Raw genomic sequence first — 20,710 nt, forward strand, 5'->3', positions numbered from 1 at the left:
CACCCCTGCCCCTGCCTGGACCTCTCCCCTGCCCTCGTCCGCGTCCACCTCGTCCCTGGCGCATGCCCCATCCCTTCCGCTCATTGCAGCCACCAGCGCAGTCTTCGCCTTGATCGACAAAGATGTGCACGCCGGCCCCGCGATTTGAATGCCTGTTTCGATATCTCATTTGATGTCCTTTCGATATATCTGATTGGCATATAGTTTAGATATATCGGAAATGCAATGTTTAGATATATCGAAATTTTTGTGCACCCGGACAACGACCTCTGGATGACGGCCCGATCGGTCGATAAGTTGCATCCATGCGTGCTTGGCCGATCCTCTTCCTGCTGCTCCTGCTTCCGGCCTGCCGGGAGGAGACGGAACAGGCCTGCGAGGCGATAAGGTTCGGGGATCAGCCTTTCACGGTCTGCCATTTTGCGGCGGACGATCCGGGCCTCGCCCTGTTCCACACCCATATGGATGGCGCGCCGTTCGCGGAGTTCGACCGGCTGGCAAACACCGTCGCGGCCAATGGCAAAGACCTCGTCTTCGCCATGAATGCCGGCATGTACCATGAGGACCGCCGCCCGGTCGGCCTCTATATCGAGGACGGCGCGCAAAGCGCCCGGCTCGTCACCAATGCCGGACCCGGCAATTTCGGCATGCTGCCGAACGGCGTGTTCTGGGTAGATGCCAATGGCGCGGCACATGTGACCGAGACGCTCGCCTATGAGGCCCTGACGCCTGATGCCCGCTTTGCGACCCAGTCCGGTCCGATGCTGGTGATCGACGGCGCGCTACACCCGGCATTCAATCCGGACGGCACCAGCCGCAAGCGCCGCAACGGGGTTGGCCTCAGCGCGGATGGCAACACGCTCTGGTTCGCGATCAGCGACGCGCCGGTGAACTTCGACACATTCGCCCGCCTCTTCCGCGACGAGCTGCAGACGCCTGACGCGCTCTATCTCGACGGTGTGGTTTCGCGCCTCTATGCGCCCTCGATCGGAAGGGATGATAGCGGCACCGATATGGGCCCGATCGTCGCGATTGTGCGCAGTCCTGCTCGCAACACGCGCTGATCCGGAAAAACCCGGCCCAGTGCTGCGCCGCAGCGTGTTTGCCCGGTTGTGCCCACTCGCCTTTGGGGATAGGGACTCGCCTCCTTCTAACCGGAGACAGAACATGCCCGGACCGGCGGTCGTCCTCTATGGACTCAAGAACTGCGACACTTGCCGCAAAGCGAAACGCGAACTTGAAGCTGCCGGCGGCAAGGTGAAATTTGTCGACATCCGCGACGAGGCAGACCTGCCCGCAAAGCTGCCGCTCTGGCTGAAGGCTGCGCCAGACAAGCTGGTGAACAAGAGCTCCGCCACCTGGCGCGCGCTGACAAATGCCGAAAAGGCAAAAGCGGGCACGAATGGCGAGAAAGCCCTGCTCTCCAAGCATCCGACCTTGATCAAGCGCCCGGTCATCGAGAATGGCGGCGCCGTGCATGTCGGCTGGGGCAAGGACGTGCAGGCCACCCTGCTCGGCTGACCGCATGAGCATCACGATCCGGCAGGCTGATTTTACCGATCCCGCAGACGCGCGTGCGCTGGTCGACATGCTCGACCAGTATGCGCTGGATCCGATGGGCGGCGGCAAACCGCTGCGCCCCGATACGCGCGAACACCTCGCAGCAGAACTGGCGGCGCGGCCTTACGCGGTGACGTTCCTGGCCTTCGATGACGGCGTGCCGGCCGGCTTGCTGAACGCCTTTGAAGGTTTCTCGACCTTTGCCTGCAAGCCGCTGCTGAACGTGCACGACATCGCTGTCGATGCGGGGCACCGCGGCAAAGGCATCGGACGCCTGCTGCTGGACGCGGCGGAGGCCGAAGCCCGCAAGCGCGGCTGCTGCAAGCTGACGCTCGAAGTGCTCTCCGGCAATACGCGCGCCCGCGGCGTCTACGAAGCCGCCGGATACCGCGCCTACGAGCTGGATCCGGAGAAGGGCCACGCCCTGTTTCTGGAGAAAGCGCTGTAACACCCGGTTGAACCGGCTTCTATCTGGCCAAACGGATTGTTCCGGTCCTATACTCCTCGTCATTCCACAGATCAGTTCCGGGGGGAAAATGATGAAACGACACGCACTCGCCGCAATTGGCCTTCTTGCCGGTACGCTCACCGCCTGCGGCGGGCATTCGGTGATCGACGATGCCAAGGATGCCTATTTGCCCGAATGCCCGGGCCAGTCACTGGGCAAGATCGTCAATGGCTACTTCATCAATGATTTCGATGCCAAGACGCTATGGTCCGCTTATCGTACCGATGATCCGGACACGGTGCGCGTGACGGCGGAGGGCGAAATCCTGTATGTCGGTGTAAGCACCTCGGCCACACTGGAAGTCATGTACAACCAGACGCGGGACGAGCTGTCCCTGTCGGGCGTCAAGTTCGGTGGCAAGGACCAGCCGATGACGTTTGCCGAAGCCCTCGTATCCAACATGTGCGACAAGGCCAAGGGACTCTGATCCGCTTGCGATGAAACTGAAGACCTACAACAGATTCTGCGGCGGTCTTCCGCACACGACCAGTGTCGTTCAGTGGGGCGAGGCAACCGTGTGGAAGATCGGCGGCAAGGTCTTTGCCATCGGGCGGGAAGAAGACGGCGACATGGTCTGTTCGTTCAAGGTGTCGGACATGAGCTTCGACATTCTGAAGGAACAACCTGGATGCCGCGGCGCACCGCACCTGGCCTCACGCGGCATGAAATGGATCCAGCGTTATACGCCGGAAACCCTCTCTGACGATGATTTGAAAGCCTATCTCGAAGGCTCCTACCGCCTCGTGGCCGCAGGCCTCACCAAAAAGCTCCAACGGGAGCTTGGCTTCCTGGAGGATGGCAAATAGACCTTCAGCGGCGGCGGCGCGGATTGAGGTAAAGATCCGCCTCCTGATGGTCGAGCTCGCGCACAGCCCGGCCGCGATTGACCATTTCCACCTCATGCAAGACGTGCCGGCGCACCGCACCGTTGAAGCGCAGCATGGCGCAGAACATCTGCAGCACAGATTCCAGCGCCGCGTAGGAGTGGGAAGCGTCGAGCTTCACCTGCCAGCTGCCGCCGAGATTGATGATCCGGTGATCCAGCGACCCGATCTTGCGGTTCTTGTCGTCATAGAGCGTATAGTCCGCTCCGATGCCGATGACATTGCGGCGCAGGCGATAGAAGCGCGGGCCGCGCGAGGTTTCGATGAAGAAGGAAAACTTCTCCGGAAACAGCGGCCACTTCTGCGCCGACCGCTCCAGCTGGATCAGCTGTTTCGTTCGCGACAGGTTCAGTGCGAACGCGCTGACCGGCACGCCGCGCGCGCCGATGGAAAGCTGCAGTGATCGCCCCATCATCAGTTCCATCGTACCGCGCCAATGCATGTTCTCGGAGAACAGCTTGATCACCAGGCGGCGTTTCAGGTCCTTGCCCTGTTTCCACAATTCCTTGCGGTAGGCGACGATGCCGGACCGTTTCCCGCTTTCCCGGATCTGTCCGATGATCTCCATATCCTTGGTGAACTGATCGGACTCAGCCTCATGCTGAGTATGCTTCATGATCCCGATTTCGGTCAGATTCAGGTCCGTCAGCCAGAGGTCGACCTTGAAACGCTGCCATTTGGTCGGCTTCGTCTCGGTCTTTGGGGCGGCGGCGAGTGCAGCATCGAAGGCCATGGGCGGGTCTCCCGTCCGTGTGTTCAGAGTCTGCCACCAGACTTGGACCAATCGTGTCGACAGAAGGTTAATGCAACTGCCTTGTCTGTTAATCAGAGCGCGCGGAAACATCCCCGGTTGAGAAACAATTCATACAGAACAGCCATAGTCCCCCCGGTGTAGATCCGGGGTGCCACGCCGAGGCGCTCCTCCTGAAAGGCTCGCAACCGATGGACTATTTGGAGTTTCTTCGCACCAGCCTGATGGCCTTCATGATCTTTGCCCCGCTGGAGCTCCTGCTGCCACGGCGCAAGGGTCAGGGCCTGTTCCGGCCTCTCTGGAAGACAGATACGGTCTATCTTCTGGTGAACGTGGTCCTCATTTCATTCGGCGGCGCGCTGTTCATCACGGGCGGACTCATGATTCTGGTGCCGCTGGTGCCGGAAGGACTGCAAACCGCGCTCGCGGGGCTCCCGCTCTGGCTGCAGTTCGTTCTCGTCTTCATTGTCGCGGACCTTTGGTACTACGCGATGCACCGGGCCGAGCATCAGCTGCCTCTACTCTGGCGCTTTCACGCCATTCACCACAGCATCGAAGACATGGACTGGCTGGCCGCCCACAGGATCCACGCGGTGGACCAGATACTGACCGGTGCCTCCACATTGCTTTTGCCGATGGCGCTCGGATTTTCAGACGAGGCCGTCTTACTCTACTCGTTCCAGTTCGGCTGGCATTCATTGCTGAAGCATTCGAACATCCGGGTGAGCTGGGGCCCGTTGCGCTGGATCCTCGCGACGCCGGTCTTCCATCACTGGCATCACGCCAACCAGCCCGAAGCCTATGACAGGAACTTCGCCGGCCAGCTGCCGCTGATCGATGTCCTCTTCGGCACAGCCATCATGAAAGAACGCGAAGCCCCCGAAGTCTATGGCGTCGATGAGCACATCCCTGCTGGCTATGTCGACCAGTTCTTCCACCCGTTCCGCCGCCGCGAAGCCGGCGAAAACACATCTTCCGCCAGCGCCAGCGAGCAAGCCGCCTTGCAACCGACCCGCAGCACGCTAATGTAGCGACATCCGAGGGGTGTCCGCACCGGAATGAGCCGGACGGGCTGAGATTTTACCCTTTGAACCTGATCCGGGGAATGCCGCTGGCCAAGCGGTGTGGCCGGCGCGAGGGACGGAGCGGAAACCATGCAGCCGGTCGGCGATATCACCATTGCTTCAGCCTTTAACGGCCCGCCCTCTTCGGGCAATGGCGGCTATGCCGCTGGCGTGCTGTCGCGCCTGTTCGAGACGCCGCACACGGTGCGCATCTCGGCGCCGATCCCGCTGGACACGCCGCTGGCCGTTACCCGGCAGAAGGACAAGCTGGTCGCGGCCTCGGGCGAGACGCCCATCCTGACCGCGCGGCCCGGTGGCGTGACGCTCACCCCGCCTGCTCCGCCCTCCCTGGAAGCAGCGCTGAAAGCTGCCGAGACTCCAACCTATTTCGGCGCAGGCGGTGCCTCAACCTGCTTCGTCTGTGGCCGGAACCGGAAGGAAGGCGACGGCCTGCACATTCATTGCGGACGGCTTGGCGACAAGCTGGAAGCTGCCACGGTCTGGACACCGCACGTCAATTTCGATGACGGAACCGAACATGTCCGTCCGGAATATGTCTGGGCAGCGCTGGATTGCCCCGGCGGCTTTGCCCTGCCTGAGATCGAGACGACCTATCTGTTGGGCGAGATGAGCGCTGCCCAGCACAAACCCGTCCCGGTCGGCCAGCCCGTCATCGTCCATGCCTGGCACGAATGGACCAAGGGGCGGAAGCATTTTGCCGGAACCTCCCTGCATGCCGCCGACGGCACATTGCTGGCACAGGCCGACACGCTGTGGATCGAACTGACGCCGGAACAGGCCGGAAGGCTCGTCTCATGAAGACGGCCACGCTCCCCGCGGATGTCGGAAAGGTGTTTGCCACCTATCCTGCCCCGGCTCGCAAGCTGCTGCTTACCATCCGGGACATGATTTATGAGACCGCCGCCTGCCTGCCGGAGGCTGGCCGCATCGCCGAAACCCTCAAATGGGGTGAGCCCGCCTACCTGACCAGCGCCCCGAAAAGTGGGACAACCATCCGCCTCGCCTGGTCGCCCAAACGCCCGGAAACTGCTGGCATTTTCGTCAATTGCCAGACCACGCTGCTGGACGAATGGCGTGAGCTTTATGGCGGCACGCTGGACCTTGTCGGCAATCGCGAGATCCGCCTGCCGCTCGGCGCGCCGCTACCCAAAGACCCGATCCGCCACTGCCTCGCCATGGCGCTGACCTATCACCAGAGAAAGCCTGCACGATGAACAAGCCTTCCAGCCAGTCCGAATTCGCCACCCCGCAGGTCACCACCGGGCCGCTGCCTGCGAGCCGCAAGGTCTACACCCATCCCCTGCCCGATCTCGCCGTGCCGCACCGCGAGATCGACCTGCACCCGAGCGCCAATGAGCCGCCGGTGCCGGTCTATGATACATCCGGTCCGTATACGGACCCGTCGGTCACCATCAACGTCGAGGCTGGCCTTGCCCGCACGCGCCGCGACTGGGTGCTGGAGCGTGGCCATGTCGAGGAATATGACGGCCGCGACGTGAAGCCGGAAGACAATGGCGGCGCCAGCGGCAAGCATCTTGCCCGCGAGTTCCCGGTGAAGCACCGCCCCCTGCGCGGCACGGGCTCGGGCCCTGTCACCCAGTATGAATACGCGAAGGCCGGCATCGTCACCAAAGAGATGATCTATGTCGCCACACGCGAGAACCTTGGCCGCCGCGAGGCCGTCGAGGGCGCCGCCGCACAGATCGCGCAGGGCGAAAGCTTCGGCGCGCATATCCCGGAATATATCACGCCGGAATTCGTGCGGGACGAGATCGCCGCCGGGCGCGCCATCATCCCGTCCAACATCAACCATGCGGAACTTGAGCCGCAGATCATCGGCCGGAACTTCCTTGTGAAGATCAATGCGAATATCGGCAACTCCGCCGTCGCCTCCTCGGTCGAGGAAGAAGTCGACAAGATGGTGTGGGCGATCCGCTGGGGCGCCGACAACGTCATGGACCTCTCGACGGGCCGCAACATCCACAACACGCGTGAATGGATCATCCGCAATTCGCCGGTGCCGATCGGCACGGTGCCGATCTATCAGGCGCTGGAGAAAGTGAACGGCATCGCCGAGGATCTCACCTGGGAAGTCTTCCGCGACACGCTGATCGAACAGGCTGAACAGGGCGTCGACTATTTCACCATCCATGCCGGCGTGCGCCTCGCCTATATCCACCTGACGGCAGACCGCGTCTGCGGCATCGTCAGCCGCGGCGGCTCGATCATGGCGAAATGGATGCTGGCTCACCACACGGAGAGCTTCCTCTACACGCATTTCGAGGAAATCTGCGACATCATGCGGGCCTATGACGTCTCGTTCAGCCTCGGCGATGGCCTCCGCCCCGGCGCGATTGCGGACGCAAACGATGCGGCCCAGTTCGCGGAGCTAGAAACGCTCGGGGAACTGACGAAGATCGCCTGGGAGAAAGGCTGCCAGGTCATGATCGAAGGGCCCGGCCATGTGCCGATGCACAAGATCAAGGTGAACATGGAGAAGCAGCTGCGCGAATGCGGCGAGGCCCCCTTCTATACGCTGGGGCCGCTCACCACGGATATTGCGCCGGGATACGACCACATCACCTCCGGCATCGGTGCGGCGATGATCGGCTGGTACGGCACGGCGATGCTTTGCTATGTGACGCCCAAGGAGCACCTCGGCCTGCCGGACCGCGACGATGTGAAGGTCGGCGTTGTCACCTATCGCCTCGCCGCCCACGCGGCAGACCTCGCCAAGGGCCACCCCGCCGCGCAGGTGCGCGACGATGCCCTGTCACGCGCGCGTTTTGAGTTTAGGTGGGAAGACCAGTTCAACCTGTCGCTCGACCCCGAAACCGCCCGCGACTTCCACGACCAGACCCTTCCCAAGGAAGCCCACAAGGTCGCCCACTTCTGCTCCATGTGCGGCCCCAAATTCTGCAGCATGAAGATCACCGCCGAAGTGCGGGAATACGCGGCCGGCATGAGCGAAAACGAACGGAACGACCTGGAAAAGCAGGCAGCAGAAGCACGCAAGGGGATGGAGGAGAAGAGCCGCGAGTTTATGGCGAAGGGCGGGAAGATTTATCTCTCCGAGTCCGGCGAAAAGCGGGAGCCAATCGATTAGCGCCATCCTCGCGCCGTTGCCCACCACAATTCCCGCCTGAAACCGTTTGCGTTCAGCGCGATCCACGTTAGGCAGGCCGTCATGGGACTTTTCAGAAAACTCGCCGCCTGCGCGGCCATCGCCGCGGGCAGCTTTGCCCTGTCTTCCACCGCAGAGACCTGCCTTTCAGGTGATGCGCTGTATGCCGCGTTCGAGAAGGATTATTCCAGCTCCAACGACACGCGGGCCCGCGCCATCCTCTACTGGCAGGACACCGGGGCCAGCGCAGTCGACCATCTCGGCAAGATCTACACCTCGCTCAGCGAATGCCGCAAAGGCCTCTGCGCCACGGGCGATGACGACTATCCTGAAATGGCCGCCTACAAGCAGTTTTACACAGACAGCTTCAAGCTGGAGAAGGGCTACTCCGACAAGCAGCCGGTCTATGCCGGTTTCGGCGCCCCGCCGCCCGTCATGCTGAAATGGGCGGAAAATCGCCTCAGCTGCACGGCCGGGCCGACGCTGGCCGAGCGCGAGGCCGCCGCGGCGGCGAAGCCCGCCCCGGCGCCCGCCCCAGCACCTGTCCCGGCGCCGCAAATCATGGCGGCCGCACCGCCTGCCCCGCAACCTGCTGCACAGCAATCCATGGCGCCCCCTGCCCCCGTCTCTGCCTGCAGCCTGTCGCCCGAAGAGCTTGAAGACCGGCACGCCTTCGTCCGCATTGACGAAAAGTACGCCGTCATCGCCTGGTGGGCGCTGCATGGCCGCGACGCGATCCCCGAGATGGTTGAGCAGGTTGGCGAGACCGAAGCCCGCGAGGTGTGGACGAACTGGACGGTCAAAGGGAAAATAAAAAGCGGCCAGCCAAACAGATATGGCGTCAAATCTGACGCCAAGGTCTACAAGGCGCTCAAGAAATACAAGAAAGTCCCGTGGGAACGTGTCGACATGTATCCATCGCGCGACGCCGTCATCATGATCACCAAGGCGTTCGGCGACTGTTTCGGCGAACGCAGCGCCGATCTCGACTTTGAAAATCTGGGCCTTGTCCGCGGTGAATTTGCGGCTGATTTCTGCAACGCCGCCGCTGTGATGCCGGGGATAGACCACTGGAACGCGCCGGACGAACACAAGCCCTTCAGATATTGGGCTGAAAACCAGCTCAAGTACCACAACACGGCAGGCTGCGGGTTCGTCCCCGAAATCGCATTTAACTGGGCGCAGGAAAACGAAGTCGCGGGAGCTGCGGCCGCCAAAGAGGTGAGACGCGCGGCGCAGGAAGAGATCTGGCGCCGCAAGGCCGACGCAGCCGCCAAGAAGGGCTGGGAAAAGGATTACCAGGCCGCCAAGGCAAGGCAGCAGGTCTATATCGATCAGGATCGCGCAAAACAGGCCGAGCAGGAACGCGCCCGGCAGTCCGCTGCCGATGCAGCCTATAACAACATGATCAATCAGTCGCAGAACCAGATACCAAGCGCTCCGTCTTCAAACCGCCGCGATTGCTACGACCAGGGCGACGGCACGGAGAAGTGCTTCTACGACTAGGCCGCTGCGCCCACCCGCACGCGTACAATGGTGCCCAATTCTGCTCGACGCGCGGCCCCAAATTCTGCTGCAAGCGTTGGGCGGGCCTACGCTCAGCGATGCCCACCATTGGGACTTGCGGTCGAAGCCGCATGGTGGGTATCGGCATTACCTCAACCCACCCCACGGCTGGACCTGAGGAGACGGGTGCACGCGAACATATACGGGAACCCCATGTCAGACACATTCAACACCTCATCCCGCCTCGACGAGCTTGAAATGCGTGTGGTCCATCAGGACCAGACGATTGACGAGCTGAACGAGGCCATCACGGCGCAATGGAAGCTGATCGACCGGCTGGAGCGTCAGGTCCAGCACCTTGCGGAGCGCGTCGCCGACGCCGAACAGTCCGCCGGCCAGGCCGCGCCCGTGGATCGCCCCCCGCCGCATTATTAGAGCGGCATTACCGGGTCGGCTTGCCGCCCTCGCAATCCGTTCTAAACTTGCCTCTCCACAAAGGGAGGAAGCAGCATGATCCGGAAACTTGGCATGGCGGCGGCATTGACGGGCGCGGTGATGGCGATGGCGGCGCCGAGTGCGCTGGCAGGGCCGGAAGAGTATCTCGGCGAGATCATCACGGTGGGCTTCAATTTCTGTCCGCGCGGCACGCTTGAAGCAGACGGCCGTCTGTTGCCGATCAATCAGAACCAGGCGCTGTTCTCGCTCCTCGGCACCATGTATGGCGGCGACGGGCGCACGACGTTTGCCCTGCCCGACCTTCGCGGGCGCACCGTCATCGGCGCGGGGCAAGGCCCGGGCCTGACAGAGCGCCGGCTGGGCGAGAAAGGCGGCATCGAGAATGACATCGCGGCCCCCGCCCTCGCCGATACGGGCGACGGCGACCTGCTGGGCGACTCTTCGGTCGGCAACAATATGCAGCCCTATCTGACGCTGAAACAATGCATCGTCGCACAGGGCATTTATCCGTCACGCAACTAGGGCCGCCCCCCTACTCCCCCGGGACGCAGGTAAGCATGGAGGTTTCCCCACCAGATTGAGAGAAGCCCTGGATGACGTAGCCGTCCATCGGGTTGTCGGCGGGCACAACCTGGAACTTCAGCTCCACCGGGCCCGGGTCATTCAGCGACACCCCCTCCGGCAGGCCGGTCACGCCCGTGACCTTGCTGGACTTGGTGCCGACGGTAACCTCCGTGTCCGTCTCATCGGTCACCGCGTCGGCGGTGTACTCAATGGTCACGCGGAGGCTCTGCCCATTCACCGTGGCAAAATTTTCTTCGCGAATGAACAGGTCGCCATCCTCCATGAAGGCGGCGAACATGTGCGTGCGCGTCGGATCCCCGCCTTCCATTGGCCAGGCGTCGCAGACCCAACCCGCTTCCTCCACCAGTGCGGCGGCACGCTGCTGCGCGCTGTCAAACCAGGCATCATCGAACCAGAGACCGTCGAATGCGTCATCATCCTCAGATGTGGTCTCAGCGGCGCCTGCGCCATTCACCAGGTCATCGACCGATTTGATACCGGCCAGCGGCGAAGTGTAATCTTCCTGGGCCGTGGCCGATCCTGAAAACAGGCCTGCCAGCAGGCAGGCGCAAAGAAAAGCACGCGTCATGAAATGTCCCCGGAGCAATAAGATCCAGACGTTTCAATGCGAGCCACAGCCAGCCGCGTCAAGCAGGCGCGTTGAGCACGCTGGCGGCCTTCTCCCCCATGATGCCATTGGTCCGCCTTGCCTTCACGCATTCGAAGCTGCCAGCCCGGAATGCCCGGCAGGCTTCGGGACGGTTTTCATAGACCTGGCAGGCCGCCTTGCCGTTCGACAGGTCAAGGTGCACGCAGTGACCGCAAGAGAAGTCCACATATGTGTTGCCACCCTCAGTGAAGAGGCTTTCAGGCGGCAGGCTTCGGGAGGCGTCCCAGGGCAGAAGCTGGAGATAGCGCAGGTTTCGGCTGAAACAGCAGGCGCCGCAGGACACACAGTCAAACGACGGATCGGACATGTAAGGCGCAGGGCGGCTCCAGCCACCCGTTTGTGCCTATCGCAGCGGTCGGCGGCGGCGCGGGATTTACGCCTGAACCGCGTTTCCGGCAAGCGGGATTTTGCGGAACCGCACACACCGCCCTGCTCGCATGAAAATCCTGTCATGCTTAAATCTCCGTCATCTGAGGAATAACGGCTTGACCCGAAGCCCGGGACAGCGCGTCATCCGGGTATGGCGGGCGGTATCGTGATCGAGGAAGAAAAGCGGATCCTGGGCAGCATAGAGGCCCATGGCTGGTATGCCGTGCACCGTTACGACCCGGAGCTTGAATCCCCGAACTACACGTATACGGTCGGCTTTTCCCAGACGCTGAACGCGCCGGAATTCATTGTCTTCGGCCTGCACCGAGATGTCATGTACGACATGCTGGCCAGCGTGCACAGCCAGATCAAGGCGGGCCGCAAGCTGGAAGACAATCAGGTCTGGAAGGGCCTGCATGAGGATTTCGATTGTGTCGCCCGCAAGGTCTCGCATGCCGATGCATTCGAGAATTATGCGGTGCTGGCCGACTGGCTGTGGGCCCGCAATGGCCAAGGCGGGCATCCGGCACTGGTGCAGATTGTCTGGCCGGGCCTGCTGGACGGGCTTTATCCGTGGGACGAAGGTTGCCGGGAGACGGTCATGGAAGCGCAGCCGAAGCTGTGGCGCTGATGCAGATAGAGAAAGGTCAGGCGTTCAGACGGGCGAAGAGAGTTTCGCGGAGCGCGTCGCGCTGGCGGCGCAGCTGAGCCAGGTACGCCTGACAGGCTGGCTCGATCCCGCATTCGATTTCCTGGAGTTCTGCCGTGACGGCCTCATAGGCTTCGGCAAGATGGACGAAGTCACCCTCCTCCGTCCCAAGCTCCAGCATGCGGTTGACCGCTTCGGGAAAGTCATCGGCGAGGCCATGGGGCAATTGGGTCATCGGGACATCCTCCCGGGTCAGTAGCGTCCGTCCTGTCATGGTTTCTGACAGAGCAGAGCCAGCCGGCCCATTCGGAAATCTACCTAAACCTGCGCGCCATGGCCTTCGCCGGAAAGGCCTCAGGCCTTGAGCATGGCGTAGAGTTCGTCCTTCAGGGCCATGCGCTGCTTGCGCAGCTCGGTCTGGTGCTCGTCGCTGGCCGGTTCCACGTCCGTCTCGATGCGGTGAATCTGCCGGTTCAGCTCGTGATACTCATCGGCGAGCTTTGCAAAATGCGCATTGCTGGTTTTCAGCTCGTGGATCTTGTCGGCGAGATCCGGGAATTCGGCCGAGAGTTCGTGGGGCGTGTTCGACATGGATGTCCTCCGTTAAAGTGCCGCGTCTTACTGCCATGTCAGGCCGGCAAGTAAAATTGCCAATTGCGGATTCTACGTAGCCGCTGCGCTCTATGGACCCGCAGCCAGACCATCCGGCAGGCAGGCCCCGACAAGGCGGCCCCTTATGGTCACCCGCTGAGACGAAACGGGCCCGGGACTGCGAAGGGTGAAGCGCTGCAGGAATTCCGTTGGCCGCGTCCGGTCGACGGCCAGGGTGCCCTCCCCGCTGAGCAGGCCTTCCGGGAAGGCACAGAACAGATCGAATGCCTCTCCATAGGGATCGGCCCGCACATTCGACACATGACAGCGCTCATCGATGAAGGTATCCGGCCGGATCCGGCGGGCTTCTTCACCCTCGATGCACGCTGCCCCGCCGAAAGGCTCCACCCAGGTGTCCAGCAGTGTTCCGGTCCCCGGATCCTGCAGACTGGTCTCGATTTCGGTGCTTACGGCGTAAAGGCCGGGATCCAGCGCCGAGACACCTTCTGCAGCAGCAGTTAGAGGCGCCGCAAAGGCAAAAATTAGGCTCAGGAGCAGTCCGGATCGCGTCATTGAGGTATCATATTGCAGGAATCGCACCGCTTAAGGCCAGAAATCACTTATTTTTGCGCGCCAAATTGACACTTACGTCAACGGCAAACTTGCGAAAGCTTTTCAGTGCCTGTAGGCAACGCCCATCTATTAAGTCCAATCCCTCGAAACGTGTGGAGCACTGCTCATGAAGGTCCTCGTGCCCGTAAAACGCGTGATCGATTACAACGTGAAAGTCCGCGTCAAGCCGGACAAGACCGGGGTCGATCTCGCCAATGTGAAGATGTCGATGAATCCGTTCGACGAAATCTCCGTCGAAGAGGCTGTCCGCCTGAAAGAAGCCGGTACAGCCACAGAAGTCGTCATTGTTTCCATCGGCCCGCAACAGGCACAGGAAACCATCCGGACGGCCCTCGCCATGGGCGGCGACCGCGGCATCCTGATCAAGACCGACGAAACGGTTGAGCCGCTGGGCGTTGCCAAGCTGCTGGCCAAAGTGGTCGAAGAAGAAAAGCCGGATCTCGTGATCGTCGGCAAGCAGGCCATCGACGACGATTCCAACCAGACCGGCCAGATGCTGGCCGCGCTGCTGGACTGGCCGCAAGGCACCTTCGCCTACAAGCTGGAGAAGGATGGCGATGCGCTGACCGTGACCCGCGAAGTCGACGGCGGCCTTCAGACCGTGAAACTGGCCCTGCCGGCCGTTGTCACGGTTGACCTGCGCCTTAACGAGCCGCGCTACGCGTCGCTGCCGAACATCATGAAGGCAAAGAAAAAGCCGATCGACGAGAAGGCCCCGGCCGACTACGGCGTCGACATTGCGCCGCGCCTCTCGGTGGTCCAGGTCACCGAACCGCCGGTACGCCAGGCTGGCGAAAAGGTCGAGGATGTTGCCACCCTCGTGTCGAAACTGAAAACCGCAGGAGTCATCTGATATGGCTGTGCTTGTTATTGCTGAACACGACAATGCGGCCCTCTCGGACGCTACCAACAAGGTCGTGACCGCTGCTGCCAAATTTGGCGGCGATGTGGATGTGCTGGTTGCCGGTGAAGGCGCTGGCGATGTGGCCGCTGCCGCCGCGAAAGTCTCCGGCGTGCGCAAGGTGCTGCACGCTGACGGCGCAAGCGTTGCCAAGCAGCTCGCTGAACCGATGGAAGCCCTGATCGTCCCGCTGATGAGCGGCTACGATGCTGTTCTCTTCGCCGCCACCACGGCCGGCAAGAACATGGCACCGCGCGTCGCTGCAAAGCTCGACGTGATGCAGATCTCCGAGATCACCGCCGTGATCGACGCCGATACGTTCGAGCGCCCGATCTATGCCGGTAACGCCATCCAGACCGTGAAATCGGCCGATGCGAAGAAAGTCGTCACCGTGCGCGGCACCGCTTTTGAAGCTGCCGGAAATGACGGTTCGGCTTCTGTCGAAACGGTCGATGCACCGGCAGGTCCGTTCAAGTCGGAGTTCGTTTCGGAAGAAATGGTGAAGTCGGATCGCCCGGAACTTGCCGGCGCCAAGCGCGTCGTTTCCGGCGGCCGTGCGCTCGGCTCTGCCGAGAAGTTCCAGGAAGTCATCTTCCCGCTTGCCGACAAGCTCGGCGCCGCTGTCGGCGCTTCGCGTGCGGCTGTGGACGCTGGCTACGCCCCGAACGATTACCAGGTCGGCCAGACCGGCAAGATCGTCGCCCCGGAACTCTATGTCGCCATCGGCATCTCCGGCGCCATTCAGCACCTTGCCGGCATGAAGGACTCCAAAGTCATCGTCGCCATCAACAAGGATGAGGAAGCCCCGATCTTCCAGGTTTCCGACTACGGCCTGGTCGCTGACCTGTTCGTCGCCGTTCCGGAACTGACCGGCGCGCTCTAAGCGAACCGAAATCACCCCTTAAGCGAAAAGCCCGGCCTGTGCCGGGCTTTTTGTTGTCCGGAAACAACATGTCCTGGTCAGCTGTTACCAAACCAGCTCCCGGCATGATGTGCTGACTTGATCTTTGACGCACTGCACAAACAGGATATGTCACAAGGCTTGTTAAAAAAGACTCAGGGCAAAACCGGATGACCAACCTTCAGACGATCGGCGTGATTGGCGCAGGCCAGATGGGTAACGGAATTGCGCATGTCAGCGCCCTTGCCGGCTATGACGTCGTGATGACGGACATCTCGGATGACGCACTGAAGCACGGCATGGATGCCATCGAAAAGAATATGGCCCGACAAGTCTCCCGCGAGCAGTACAGCGTTGACGAGATGAAAGCGGCCCTCGCCCGGATCAAGACATCGACCTCGATCAAAGCCCATGAGAATGATGACCTGATCATCGAGGCAGCCACTGAAAAGCGCGAAGTGAAAGAGCAGATTTTCCGCTCCATCTGCGAGATCGTTCCGTCGCGCACCTTTCTGGCGACCAACACATCCTCCATTTCCATCACCCGCCTGGCTTCGACGACGGACCGGCCGGAAAAGTTCATCGGCATGCACTTCATGAATCCGGTGCCGCTGATGAAGCTGATGGAAGTGATCCGTGGGCTCGCGACCAGCCAGGAAACCTATGAGACCGCGATCGACTTCGCGAACCGGCTGGAGAAGACAACCACGAACGCCGAAGACTATCCGGCCTTCATCGTGAATCGCATTCTCGTGCCGATGATCAACGAGGCGGTCTATACACTCTATGAAGGCGTTGGCACGGTGGAGAGCATCGATACTGCCATGCGCCTCGGCGCGAACCATCCGATGGGCCCGCTGACGCTTGCAGACTTCATCGGTCTCGATACTTGCCTGTCGATCATGCAGGTGCTGCATGACGGCCTCGCCGATACGAAATACCGCCCCTGCCCGCTTCTCGTGAAATATGTCGAGGCCGGCTGGGTTGGCCGCAAGGTCGGCAAGGGTTTCTACGACTATTCGGGCGACGCGCCGGTTCCCACCCGGTAATATTCTGCAAACGGACCTTTCCGGGACGCTACCAGATATCATGCACCGACGTCTCCCTTTGGTTGCGAAGGCAATTGCGCGGTACGTATAAATCGGGTCCTGCCGTAAAGTAGTAAGGCGACGCTGAGGCAAGCTGGCGTCTCGCTCCGCAATCCGGAGCCGTCAGCCCGTCGTCATCCCCGCAACTATATATGTTATTGCAGATACGAACCGCGCGCTTTCGACACCTGCGACACCGGAATTCCATTCAGACTCTGCTTACCCGTTAAAATAGACGGCTTTTCGCGTAACATTCTGAACGCCAAAATGGATACTCCGTAACCTGTCATTCACCATGCGGGCTTACTCATTCTACCTAAAGGTATGATGGAAAAACACAACAATTACGCCCCTCAAAGTTGAGTCTTTCCGGAGTTAGTCCATGCAAAATTATACCAGAAGTGCGTCCAGCCTCGGCGGACGCAACCGGATGCTTGCGCGCTCTTTTGTGACAGCATCTCTCACCGCCATCGCAGTCTCCCTGTTGTCTTCCGGCACCGCTGCCGCAGATCCCGCCGTCTACTTCAACGACGATGTGAACGCCGGCATCCAGACGTTCGGGGACACGATCGCAGCGGCTGATAATGCCTACAACACCGCCAATCCCGGGTCCACGCGCACGTCGAACATCTATGAGTTCGACATCCTGAACACGACCGGGGATACTTTCCTGGTAATCGGCGCGGGCGGCGCTCCTTCCGTCACGGTAAAGACGATGTGGAATGGCAACCCCGCTCCCAACAATCAGAACGGAGACAACGGCAGCGACGGCTTCACCAACTGGGGCAACAGCCATGGCGGAACTTTCGTCGGCGCCGAAGCCCTGGGCTACACCTACGAATTCTTCGAGGCCGATGGCACAACCCCCTTCTCCATGAACGCGCTCGGTACGATGGTGAACGACTGGGGCACCTGCTGCGCAACGAACAATCCGACTCCAGACGGCAACACCGTCAATTCGTCGGAAGTTTACCTTCGGTTCGGCGCAGCCGATCCGCTCTTGCTGGGTGGTATCTCCAGTTCGATTGGGGGAACCGAGCATTTCATTGGTGCGATCAATGACACCAATTTCTTCAACAAGGTGACCGTCATCGCCACCGGCAACGGTGAATATTTTGGCGTTGGCGGCTATCTGACCTTTTCGTCTGTTGCACTCAACAGCGTGCCGTCTGGCTCTTCGGTGGTTGACGGCAGCGGCCTGCAAAATCCTGCTTCACCGCCGCCGCCACCGCCTCCGCCGCCAGCTCCCGTAATTCCGGACATCGACACCGGCAGCACCTACTACACTGCAGCACAGCTTGGCGCCTCGCAGGTGAACCCGAATTTTGTCGGTGGGACGCTCCAGTTCAACATGGACACATTCGTCGGTGCGAACTTCACCGTGCAATCCAAGGGCGGCACCATGGACACCGAAGGCAACATCGTATCGGTGACGGGTGGCTACTCCGGCGTCGGCAACATGAAAAAGACAGGGTCCGGCACGCTGGTCCTTGACGGCATCAACACCAACCAGGGTGGCTTCACCATTCAGGAAGGCACCCTGCGCGCATCGCACGACCAGAACCTTGGCGGCGGCCCGCTCACGATCGGGAATGCGACCTTCCAGTCGGGCGCAAACATGGTGTCGGCCCGCCAGATGGTTGTGGAACACTCCAATTCCCGCTTTGACGTCCAGGACAATGACGTCGAATGGCAAGGCAACATTTCAGGTGCCGGTGCACTGAACGTCATGGGGTCAGGCCGTCTGCTCCTGTCGGGCACAAACACTTTCACCGGCGGCACCCACGTCCAGGGCGGATCTTTGCTGGTGACCGGTGATGAAGCGCTCGGAACGGGCGATCTCACGATCGGAAACGCGTCGTTCGTGACCGGTTCCGACATGACGTCGAGCCGCCGGATGATCCTGCAGCATTCCAACTCCACGGTAGACGTTCAACAGGGTGAATTGACCTGGCAAGGCGAAGTGTCCGGCGACGGCACACTGAACTTCTCAGGCCCCGGCCGGCTCGTCCTGACTGGCACCAATTCCTACACCGGCGGGACGAAAGTCGCTGGCGGCACGCTGGTTGGTTCAGCCAGCTCCATCAAGGGCGCTGTCGAGAACAATGGCTCGGTCGAGTTCAACCAGTCGAGTGACGGTGTCTATGCCGGCAACATGACAGGCGCCGGTCGTCTGACCAAAAGCGGTAATGGCGTACTGGTTCTCACCGGAACGAACACCAACCAAGGTGGCTTCGACATCGCCGAAGGCACACTGCGTGCTTCGACGGATGCCAGCCTAGGCGGCGGTGCACTCATTCTCCGTGACGCCACCTTCCAGACGGGTGCCGACATGACATCGGCACACCAGTTGACCCTGGCTCATTCCAATTCGACTGTGGATGTGCAGGGCCACAACCTGGTCTGGGCTGGCGAAATTTCCGGCAACGGTACGCTGAATCTTGCAGGCTCCGGCCGGCTCGTCCTGACAGGCGCCAATTCCTACACCGGGGGCACGAACATCCAGGAAGGCACGCTGGCAGGGTCCACCGGCACACTGCAGGGGGACATCCTGAATAATGGCACGATCGAGTTCGATCAGTCGTCCGATGGCACCTTTGACGGCATCCTGAGCGGCACTGGCGATCTGCACAAGTTTGGCGAGGGCGTACTCCGGATCGCCGGCGTTTCCCGGCTCGGCGGCAACAGCTTCGTTGAAGGCGGTTCGCTGGACGTCAACGGTGTTTTCGGCACAAACCTGCTGACCGTAGTCGATGGCGCTTCCCTGCTCGGCACGGGCGGTGTGGACGGCAGTGTCCTCGTCCTGACCGGCGGCATGCTGAAGCCAGGCAACTCACCGGGTACGCTCTACGTCTCCGGCGATGTCACGCTCAGCGACGGGTCGCTCTTCTATACGGAGATCGACGGACGCAACTACTCGGCGGCCGGCGGTGCCGGTTCGTATGACCGTATTGTCCTGACCGGTGAAGGCGCGACTTTCACGGCCAATGGCACGATCAATCCAATCCTGCGGGGGATCTCGGGTAACGCGAACAATGATTTCAATGCTGAAATCGGCGACGTGTTCACAGTCGTCGTGGCCGACAATATCGCCGGGGCGTTCGATACGATTGACCAGCCGACGGCTGGCATTCCGGCGAACACCCGGTTCAACCTGATTTACAATCAAGATTCCATTCAACTGGCACTTGTCGCACAAAGCCTTGCCGTTCTGGCCCAGGATGGCGGCCTGCAGACCAACGCTGTTGCTGCAGGGCGTGGCCTTGACCTGGCGACCGCGAATGGACAGTCTACGGATGGCTATCTCACGGACCTGTTTTCCAAGTTCAACGGCATGAACGCCTCGCAGGTCAACGCAGTCCTTGCGTCCCTGTCAGGCGACATTCACGCCCACGTCCTGGAGAGCACCGAATCCATCATTGCCGGCTCCGACTCCATGATCCTGTCGGCTGCACAGGGTGATACAGGCATCGGCGGTATCAATACCGAGTTGAAGAACGGAATTCATCTCTGGTCGCGTGCGGATGCACGGGGTGCCAGCTATGATCCGGACGCAGCCGGCATGGGCTTCGATGAAGACGTCTACGGCATTACGATCGGGGCGACCTTCATCAACCGCCATGACCTGCGCGTCGGCGTAGCCGGCAGCTACAAGACCGCCGAAATCTACAATGACACGGCAAACGGGGCGACCAATCAGATGCTGACGGCCTACCTCTATGGCAGCCGCGCTGTGACAACACGTCTGACCCTGTCCGGTCTGGTTGGCCACACGCAGGCCACGGTGAAAACCAACCGCACCACGGAATTCCCGGGTTTGGTTGCCTACACCAAGTCGGACAAGCCGGTTTCCATGACGCATGCCCAGCTTGAGGCCCGCTACAAGGCGGTCACTCTCGGCGAAACGAGCGTTTATGCCATCGGTGGTCTCCGGGCTGCGTTCCTCGATGTCCACAAATATGCCGAAGTGGGCAATATGAACGAGGCGAACCTGACGCTCGAAGGCGAAAGCCGCAGCACGCTGCAGTCCAAACTGGGCGCGGAAATCGCCCGCAAAGTGGCCGAGACGGATGTCGCCGTGTTCGCTGACTGGACGCGGGATATCGGTGCCGACCCCACTGTGGAACGGACTGTCTGGCTCGGCGATGCTGTCTGGCAGACCCAATCGACCAGCCGCGGTCTCGACACCTACAATTACGGGTTCAGCGCCCGCCGCCAGGTGAACGACCGTATCGGCCTCGAACTGGAGTACACCGGCCGCTACAACACCTCGAACTATGATGCCCAGCAGCTGATGTTCGGAGTGAACATGGTCTGGTAAGACCTGATCCTAGGGAATAATTGCCGGCTGCGGGCAACTGCAGCCGGCCATTTTCCGTACCGGCTGAACATATCCGAGGCATACACCTGACTTCGGTTGTCTTCTGTCAATTGACCGCTAGGCACACTCGGCGCCGTAAGCCATAAGGC

The 20,710-nt window shown here is 61.1% G+C and carries 23 protein-coding genes and 1 riboswitch; of the genes, 17 read left to right on the forward strand and 6 right to left on the reverse strand.

All coding sequences use genetic code 11. The features are described 5' to 3' along the window. Positions 1-305: 305 nt before the first annotated feature. The 5 genes from R3C98_RS02435 (at position 306) to R3C98_RS02455 (ending at position 2,874) form a co-directional block, all read left to right on the forward strand. Positions 306-1,064, forward strand: a complete 759-nt coding sequence (locus tag R3C98_RS02435; RefSeq protein WP_371312526.1) for a phosphodiester glycosidase family protein — start codon at positions 306-308, stop codon at positions 1,062-1,064. A 103-nt stretch (positions 1,065-1,167) separates the two neighbouring features. After that, positions 1,168-1,521, forward strand: a complete 354-nt coding sequence (locus R3C98_RS02440; protein ID WP_371312527.1) for an ArsC/Spx/MgsR family protein — start codon at positions 1,168-1,170, stop codon at positions 1,519-1,521. Positions 1,522-1,525: 4 nt separating this feature from the next. Next, the gene (locus R3C98_RS02445) at positions 1,526-2,008 is read left to right on the forward strand and encodes an N-acetyltransferase family protein (protein ID WP_371312529.1); all 483 of its coding nucleotides are present in this window, start codon (positions 1,526-1,528) and stop codon (positions 2,006-2,008) included. 88 nt (positions 2,009-2,096) lie between these two features. Beyond that, on the forward strand, positions 2,097-2,495 hold the full coding sequence (locus R3C98_RS02450; RefSeq protein ID WP_371312530.1) for a hypothetical protein: 399 nt from the start codon (positions 2,097-2,099) through the stop codon (positions 2,493-2,495). 10 nt (positions 2,496-2,505) lie between these two features. Next, positions 2,506-2,874: an MmcQ/YjbR family DNA-binding protein gene (locus R3C98_RS02455; protein WP_371312531.1), complete on the forward strand. Its 369-nt coding sequence runs from the start codon at positions 2,506-2,508 to the stop codon at positions 2,872-2,874. A gap of 4 nt (positions 2,875-2,878) precedes the next feature. Here R3C98_RS02455 and R3C98_RS02460 read toward each other — a convergent pair whose 3' ends face one another. Further along, on the reverse strand, positions 2,879-3,685 hold the full coding sequence (locus R3C98_RS02460) for a hypothetical protein (protein ID WP_371312532.1): 807 nt from the start codon (positions 3,683-3,685) through the stop codon (positions 2,879-2,881). 209 nt (positions 3,686-3,894) lie between these two features. Here R3C98_RS02460 and R3C98_RS02465 point away from each other — a divergent pair, with 209 nt between their 5' ends. From R3C98_RS02465 to R3C98_RS02495, 7 genes are all read left to right on the forward strand, one after another. Beyond that, entirely contained in the window at positions 3,895-4,734 is an 840-nt protein-coding gene (locus R3C98_RS02465) for a sterol desaturase family protein (protein WP_371312533.1), read from the forward strand. After that, positions 4,734-4,861: riboswitch (TPP riboswitch) on the forward strand. Its footprint overlaps the gene before it by 1 nt. After that, a complete protein-coding gene (locus R3C98_RS02470) occupies positions 4,858-5,586 on the forward strand; it encodes a hypothetical protein (protein WP_371312534.1) in 729 nt (242 codons plus the stop codon). Its footprint overlaps the riboswitch before it by 4 nt. After that, complete coding sequence (locus R3C98_RS02475; RefSeq protein WP_371312535.1) at positions 5,583-6,002, forward strand: DUF1801 domain-containing protein; 420 nt, start codon at positions 5,583-5,585, stop codon at positions 6,000-6,002. The genes R3C98_RS02470 and R3C98_RS02475 overlap by 4 nt, the downstream gene beginning before the upstream one ends. Continuing rightward, positions 5,999-7,894 (forward strand): phosphomethylpyrimidine synthase ThiC, encoded by a 1,896-nt coding sequence (gene thiC / locus R3C98_RS02480; RefSeq protein ID WP_371312536.1) that lies wholly within the window; start codon positions 5,999-6,001, stop codon positions 7,892-7,894. The genes R3C98_RS02475 and thiC overlap by 4 nt, the downstream gene beginning before the upstream one ends. 81 nt (positions 7,895-7,975) lie before the next feature. Further along, on the forward strand, positions 7,976-9,418 hold the full coding sequence (locus R3C98_RS02485) for a cell envelope integrity protein TolA (RefSeq protein WP_371312537.1): 1,443 nt from the start codon (positions 7,976-7,978) through the stop codon (positions 9,416-9,418). A gap of 213 nt (positions 9,419-9,631) precedes the next feature. Further along, positions 9,632-9,853 (forward strand): SlyX family protein, encoded by a 222-nt coding sequence (locus tag R3C98_RS02490; protein WP_371312538.1) that lies wholly within the window; start codon positions 9,632-9,634, stop codon positions 9,851-9,853. A gap of 75 nt (positions 9,854-9,928) precedes the next feature. Continuing rightward, positions 9,929-10,396 (forward strand): phage tail protein, encoded by a 468-nt coding sequence (locus R3C98_RS02495; protein WP_371312539.1) that lies wholly within the window; start codon positions 9,929-9,931, stop codon positions 10,394-10,396. 10 nt (positions 10,397-10,406) lie between these two features. Here R3C98_RS02495 and R3C98_RS02500 read toward each other — a convergent pair whose 3' ends face one another. Both R3C98_RS02500 and R3C98_RS02505 read right to left on the reverse strand, forming a co-directional pair. Continuing rightward, positions 10,407-11,027: a hypothetical protein gene (locus R3C98_RS02500; RefSeq protein ID WP_371312540.1), complete on the reverse strand. Its 621-nt coding sequence runs from the start codon at positions 11,025-11,027 to the stop codon at positions 10,407-10,409. Positions 11,028-11,085: 58 nt separating this feature from the next. Next, the gene (locus R3C98_RS02505; protein ID WP_371312541.1) at positions 11,086-11,415 is read right to left on the reverse strand and encodes a YkgJ family cysteine cluster protein; all 330 of its coding nucleotides are present in this window, start codon (positions 11,413-11,415) and stop codon (positions 11,086-11,088) included. A gap of 213 nt (positions 11,416-11,628) precedes the next feature. Here R3C98_RS02505 and R3C98_RS02510 point away from each other — a divergent pair, with 213 nt between their 5' ends. After that, positions 11,629-12,108, forward strand: coding sequence for a DUF4262 domain-containing protein (locus tag R3C98_RS02510; protein WP_371312542.1), 480 nt, complete (start codon positions 11,629-11,631; stop codon positions 12,106-12,108). 16 nt (positions 12,109-12,124) lie between these two features. Here R3C98_RS02510 and R3C98_RS02515 read toward each other — a convergent pair whose 3' ends face one another. The 3 genes from R3C98_RS02515 to R3C98_RS02525 all read right to left on the reverse strand — a co-directional run bounded on the left by R3C98_RS02515 (position 12,125) and on the right by R3C98_RS02525 (position 13,290). Then, entirely contained in the window at positions 12,125-12,361 is a 237-nt protein-coding gene (locus R3C98_RS02515) for a hypothetical protein (protein ID WP_371312543.1), read from the reverse strand. 119 nt (positions 12,362-12,480) lie between these two features. Next, positions 12,481-12,717, reverse strand: coding sequence for a YdcH family protein (locus R3C98_RS02520; protein WP_371312544.1), 237 nt, complete (start codon positions 12,715-12,717; stop codon positions 12,481-12,483). 90 nt (positions 12,718-12,807) lie between these two features. Further along, positions 12,808-13,290 carry a DUF3617 domain-containing protein gene (locus R3C98_RS02525; protein ID WP_371312545.1) on the reverse strand — a complete coding sequence of 161 codons (483 nt, stop codon included), beginning with the start codon at positions 13,288-13,290 and terminating at the stop codon, positions 12,808-12,810. Positions 13,291-13,456: 166 nt separating this feature from the next. Between R3C98_RS02525 and R3C98_RS02530 the strand changes: the two genes are divergently transcribed. From R3C98_RS02530 to R3C98_RS02545, 4 genes are all read left to right on the forward strand, one after another. Then, positions 13,457-14,203: an electron transfer flavoprotein subunit beta/FixA family protein gene (locus R3C98_RS02530; RefSeq protein ID WP_371312546.1), complete on the forward strand. Its 747-nt coding sequence runs from the start codon at positions 13,457-13,459 to the stop codon at positions 14,201-14,203. 1 nt (position 14,204) lies between these two features. Next, complete coding sequence (locus R3C98_RS02535) at positions 14,205-15,134, forward strand: electron transfer flavoprotein subunit alpha/FixB family protein (protein ID WP_371312547.1); 930 nt, start codon at positions 14,205-14,207, stop codon at positions 15,132-15,134. 188 nt (positions 15,135-15,322) lie between these two features. Beyond that, on the forward strand, positions 15,323-16,201 hold the full coding sequence (locus R3C98_RS02540; protein WP_371312548.1) for a 3-hydroxybutyryl-CoA dehydrogenase: 879 nt from the start codon (positions 15,323-15,325) through the stop codon (positions 16,199-16,201). A 421-nt stretch (positions 16,202-16,622) separates the two neighbouring features. Then, on the forward strand, positions 16,623-20,561 hold the full coding sequence (locus R3C98_RS02545) for an autotransporter-associated beta strand repeat-containing protein (protein ID WP_371312549.1): 3,939 nt from the start codon (positions 16,623-16,625) through the stop codon (positions 20,559-20,561). Positions 20,562-20,710: the final 149 nt, after the last annotated feature.

The organism is Hyphomonas sp., assembly GCF_041398465.1.
In the GTDB taxonomy this organism is placed as follows: Bacteria; Pseudomonadota; Alphaproteobacteria; order Caulobacterales; family Hyphomonadaceae; genus Hyphomonas.

What these genes read in the sequence shown, in the direction of transcription:
- R3C98_RS02505 (WP_371312541.1), bottom strand. Translation starts at nt 11,415, where the DNA reads ATGTCCGATCCGTCGTTTGACTGTGTGTCCTGCGGCGCCTGCTGTTTC.
- R3C98_RS02510 (WP_371312542.1), top strand. Translation starts at nt 11,629, where the DNA reads ATGGCGGGCGGTATCGTGATCGAGGAAGAAAAGCGGATCCTGGGCAGC.
- R3C98_RS02545 (WP_371312549.1), top strand. Translation starts at nt 16,623, where the DNA reads ATGCAAAATTATACCAGAAGTGCGTCCAGCCTCGGCGGACGCAACCGG.
- R3C98_RS02520 (WP_371312544.1), bottom strand. Translation starts at nt 12,717, where the DNA reads ATGTCGAACACGCCCCACGAACTCTCGGCCGAATTCCCGGATCTCGCC.
- R3C98_RS02495 (WP_371312539.1), top strand. Translation starts at nt 9,929, where the DNA reads ATGATCCGGAAACTTGGCATGGCGGCGGCATTGACGGGCGCGGTGATG.
- R3C98_RS02530 (WP_371312546.1), top strand. Translation starts at nt 13,457, where the DNA reads ATGAAGGTCCTCGTGCCCGTAAAACGCGTGATCGATTACAACGTGAAA.
- R3C98_RS02515 (WP_371312543.1), bottom strand. Translation starts at nt 12,361, where the DNA reads ATGACCCAATTGCCCCATGGCCTCGCCGATGACTTTCCCGAAGCGGTC.
- R3C98_RS02490 (WP_371312538.1), top strand. Translation starts at nt 9,632, where the DNA reads ATGTCAGACACATTCAACACCTCATCCCGCCTCGACGAGCTTGAAATG.
- R3C98_RS02460 (WP_371312532.1), bottom strand. Translation starts at nt 3,685, where the DNA reads ATGGCCTTCGATGCTGCACTCGCCGCCGCCCCAAAGACCGAGACGAAG.
- R3C98_RS02440 (WP_371312527.1), top strand. Translation starts at nt 1,168, where the DNA reads ATGCCCGGACCGGCGGTCGTCCTCTATGGACTCAAGAACTGCGACACT.
- R3C98_RS02485 (WP_371312537.1), top strand. Translation starts at nt 7,976, where the DNA reads ATGGGACTTTTCAGAAAACTCGCCGCCTGCGCGGCCATCGCCGCGGGC.
- R3C98_RS02465 (WP_371312533.1), top strand. Translation starts at nt 3,895, where the DNA reads ATGGACTATTTGGAGTTTCTTCGCACCAGCCTGATGGCCTTCATGATC.
- R3C98_RS02525 (WP_371312545.1), bottom strand. Translation starts at nt 13,290, where the DNA reads ATGACGCGATCCGGACTGCTCCTGAGCCTAATTTTTGCCTTTGCGGCG.
- R3C98_RS02470 (WP_371312534.1), top strand. Translation starts at nt 4,858, where the DNA reads ATGCAGCCGGTCGGCGATATCACCATTGCTTCAGCCTTTAACGGCCCG.
- R3C98_RS02455 (WP_371312531.1), top strand. Translation starts at nt 2,506, where the DNA reads ATGAAACTGAAGACCTACAACAGATTCTGCGGCGGTCTTCCGCACACG.
- R3C98_RS02475 (WP_371312535.1), top strand. Translation starts at nt 5,583, where the DNA reads ATGAAGACGGCCACGCTCCCCGCGGATGTCGGAAAGGTGTTTGCCACC.
- R3C98_RS02500 (WP_371312540.1), bottom strand. Translation starts at nt 11,027, where the DNA reads ATGACGCGTGCTTTTCTTTGCGCCTGCCTGCTGGCAGGCCTGTTTTCA.
- R3C98_RS02435 (WP_371312526.1), top strand. Translation starts at nt 306, where the DNA reads ATGCGTGCTTGGCCGATCCTCTTCCTGCTGCTCCTGCTTCCGGCCTGC.
- R3C98_RS02450 (WP_371312530.1), top strand. Translation starts at nt 2,097, where the DNA reads ATGATGAAACGACACGCACTCGCCGCAATTGGCCTTCTTGCCGGTACG.
- R3C98_RS02535 (WP_371312547.1), top strand. Translation starts at nt 14,205, where the DNA reads ATGGCTGTGCTTGTTATTGCTGAACACGACAATGCGGCCCTCTCGGAC.
- thiC (WP_371312536.1), top strand. Translation starts at nt 5,999, where the DNA reads ATGAACAAGCCTTCCAGCCAGTCCGAATTCGCCACCCCGCAGGTCACC.
- R3C98_RS02445 (WP_371312529.1), top strand. Translation starts at nt 1,526, where the DNA reads ATGAGCATCACGATCCGGCAGGCTGATTTTACCGATCCCGCAGACGCG.
- R3C98_RS02540 (WP_371312548.1), top strand. Translation starts at nt 15,323, where the DNA reads ATGACCAACCTTCAGACGATCGGCGTGATTGGCGCAGGCCAGATGGGT.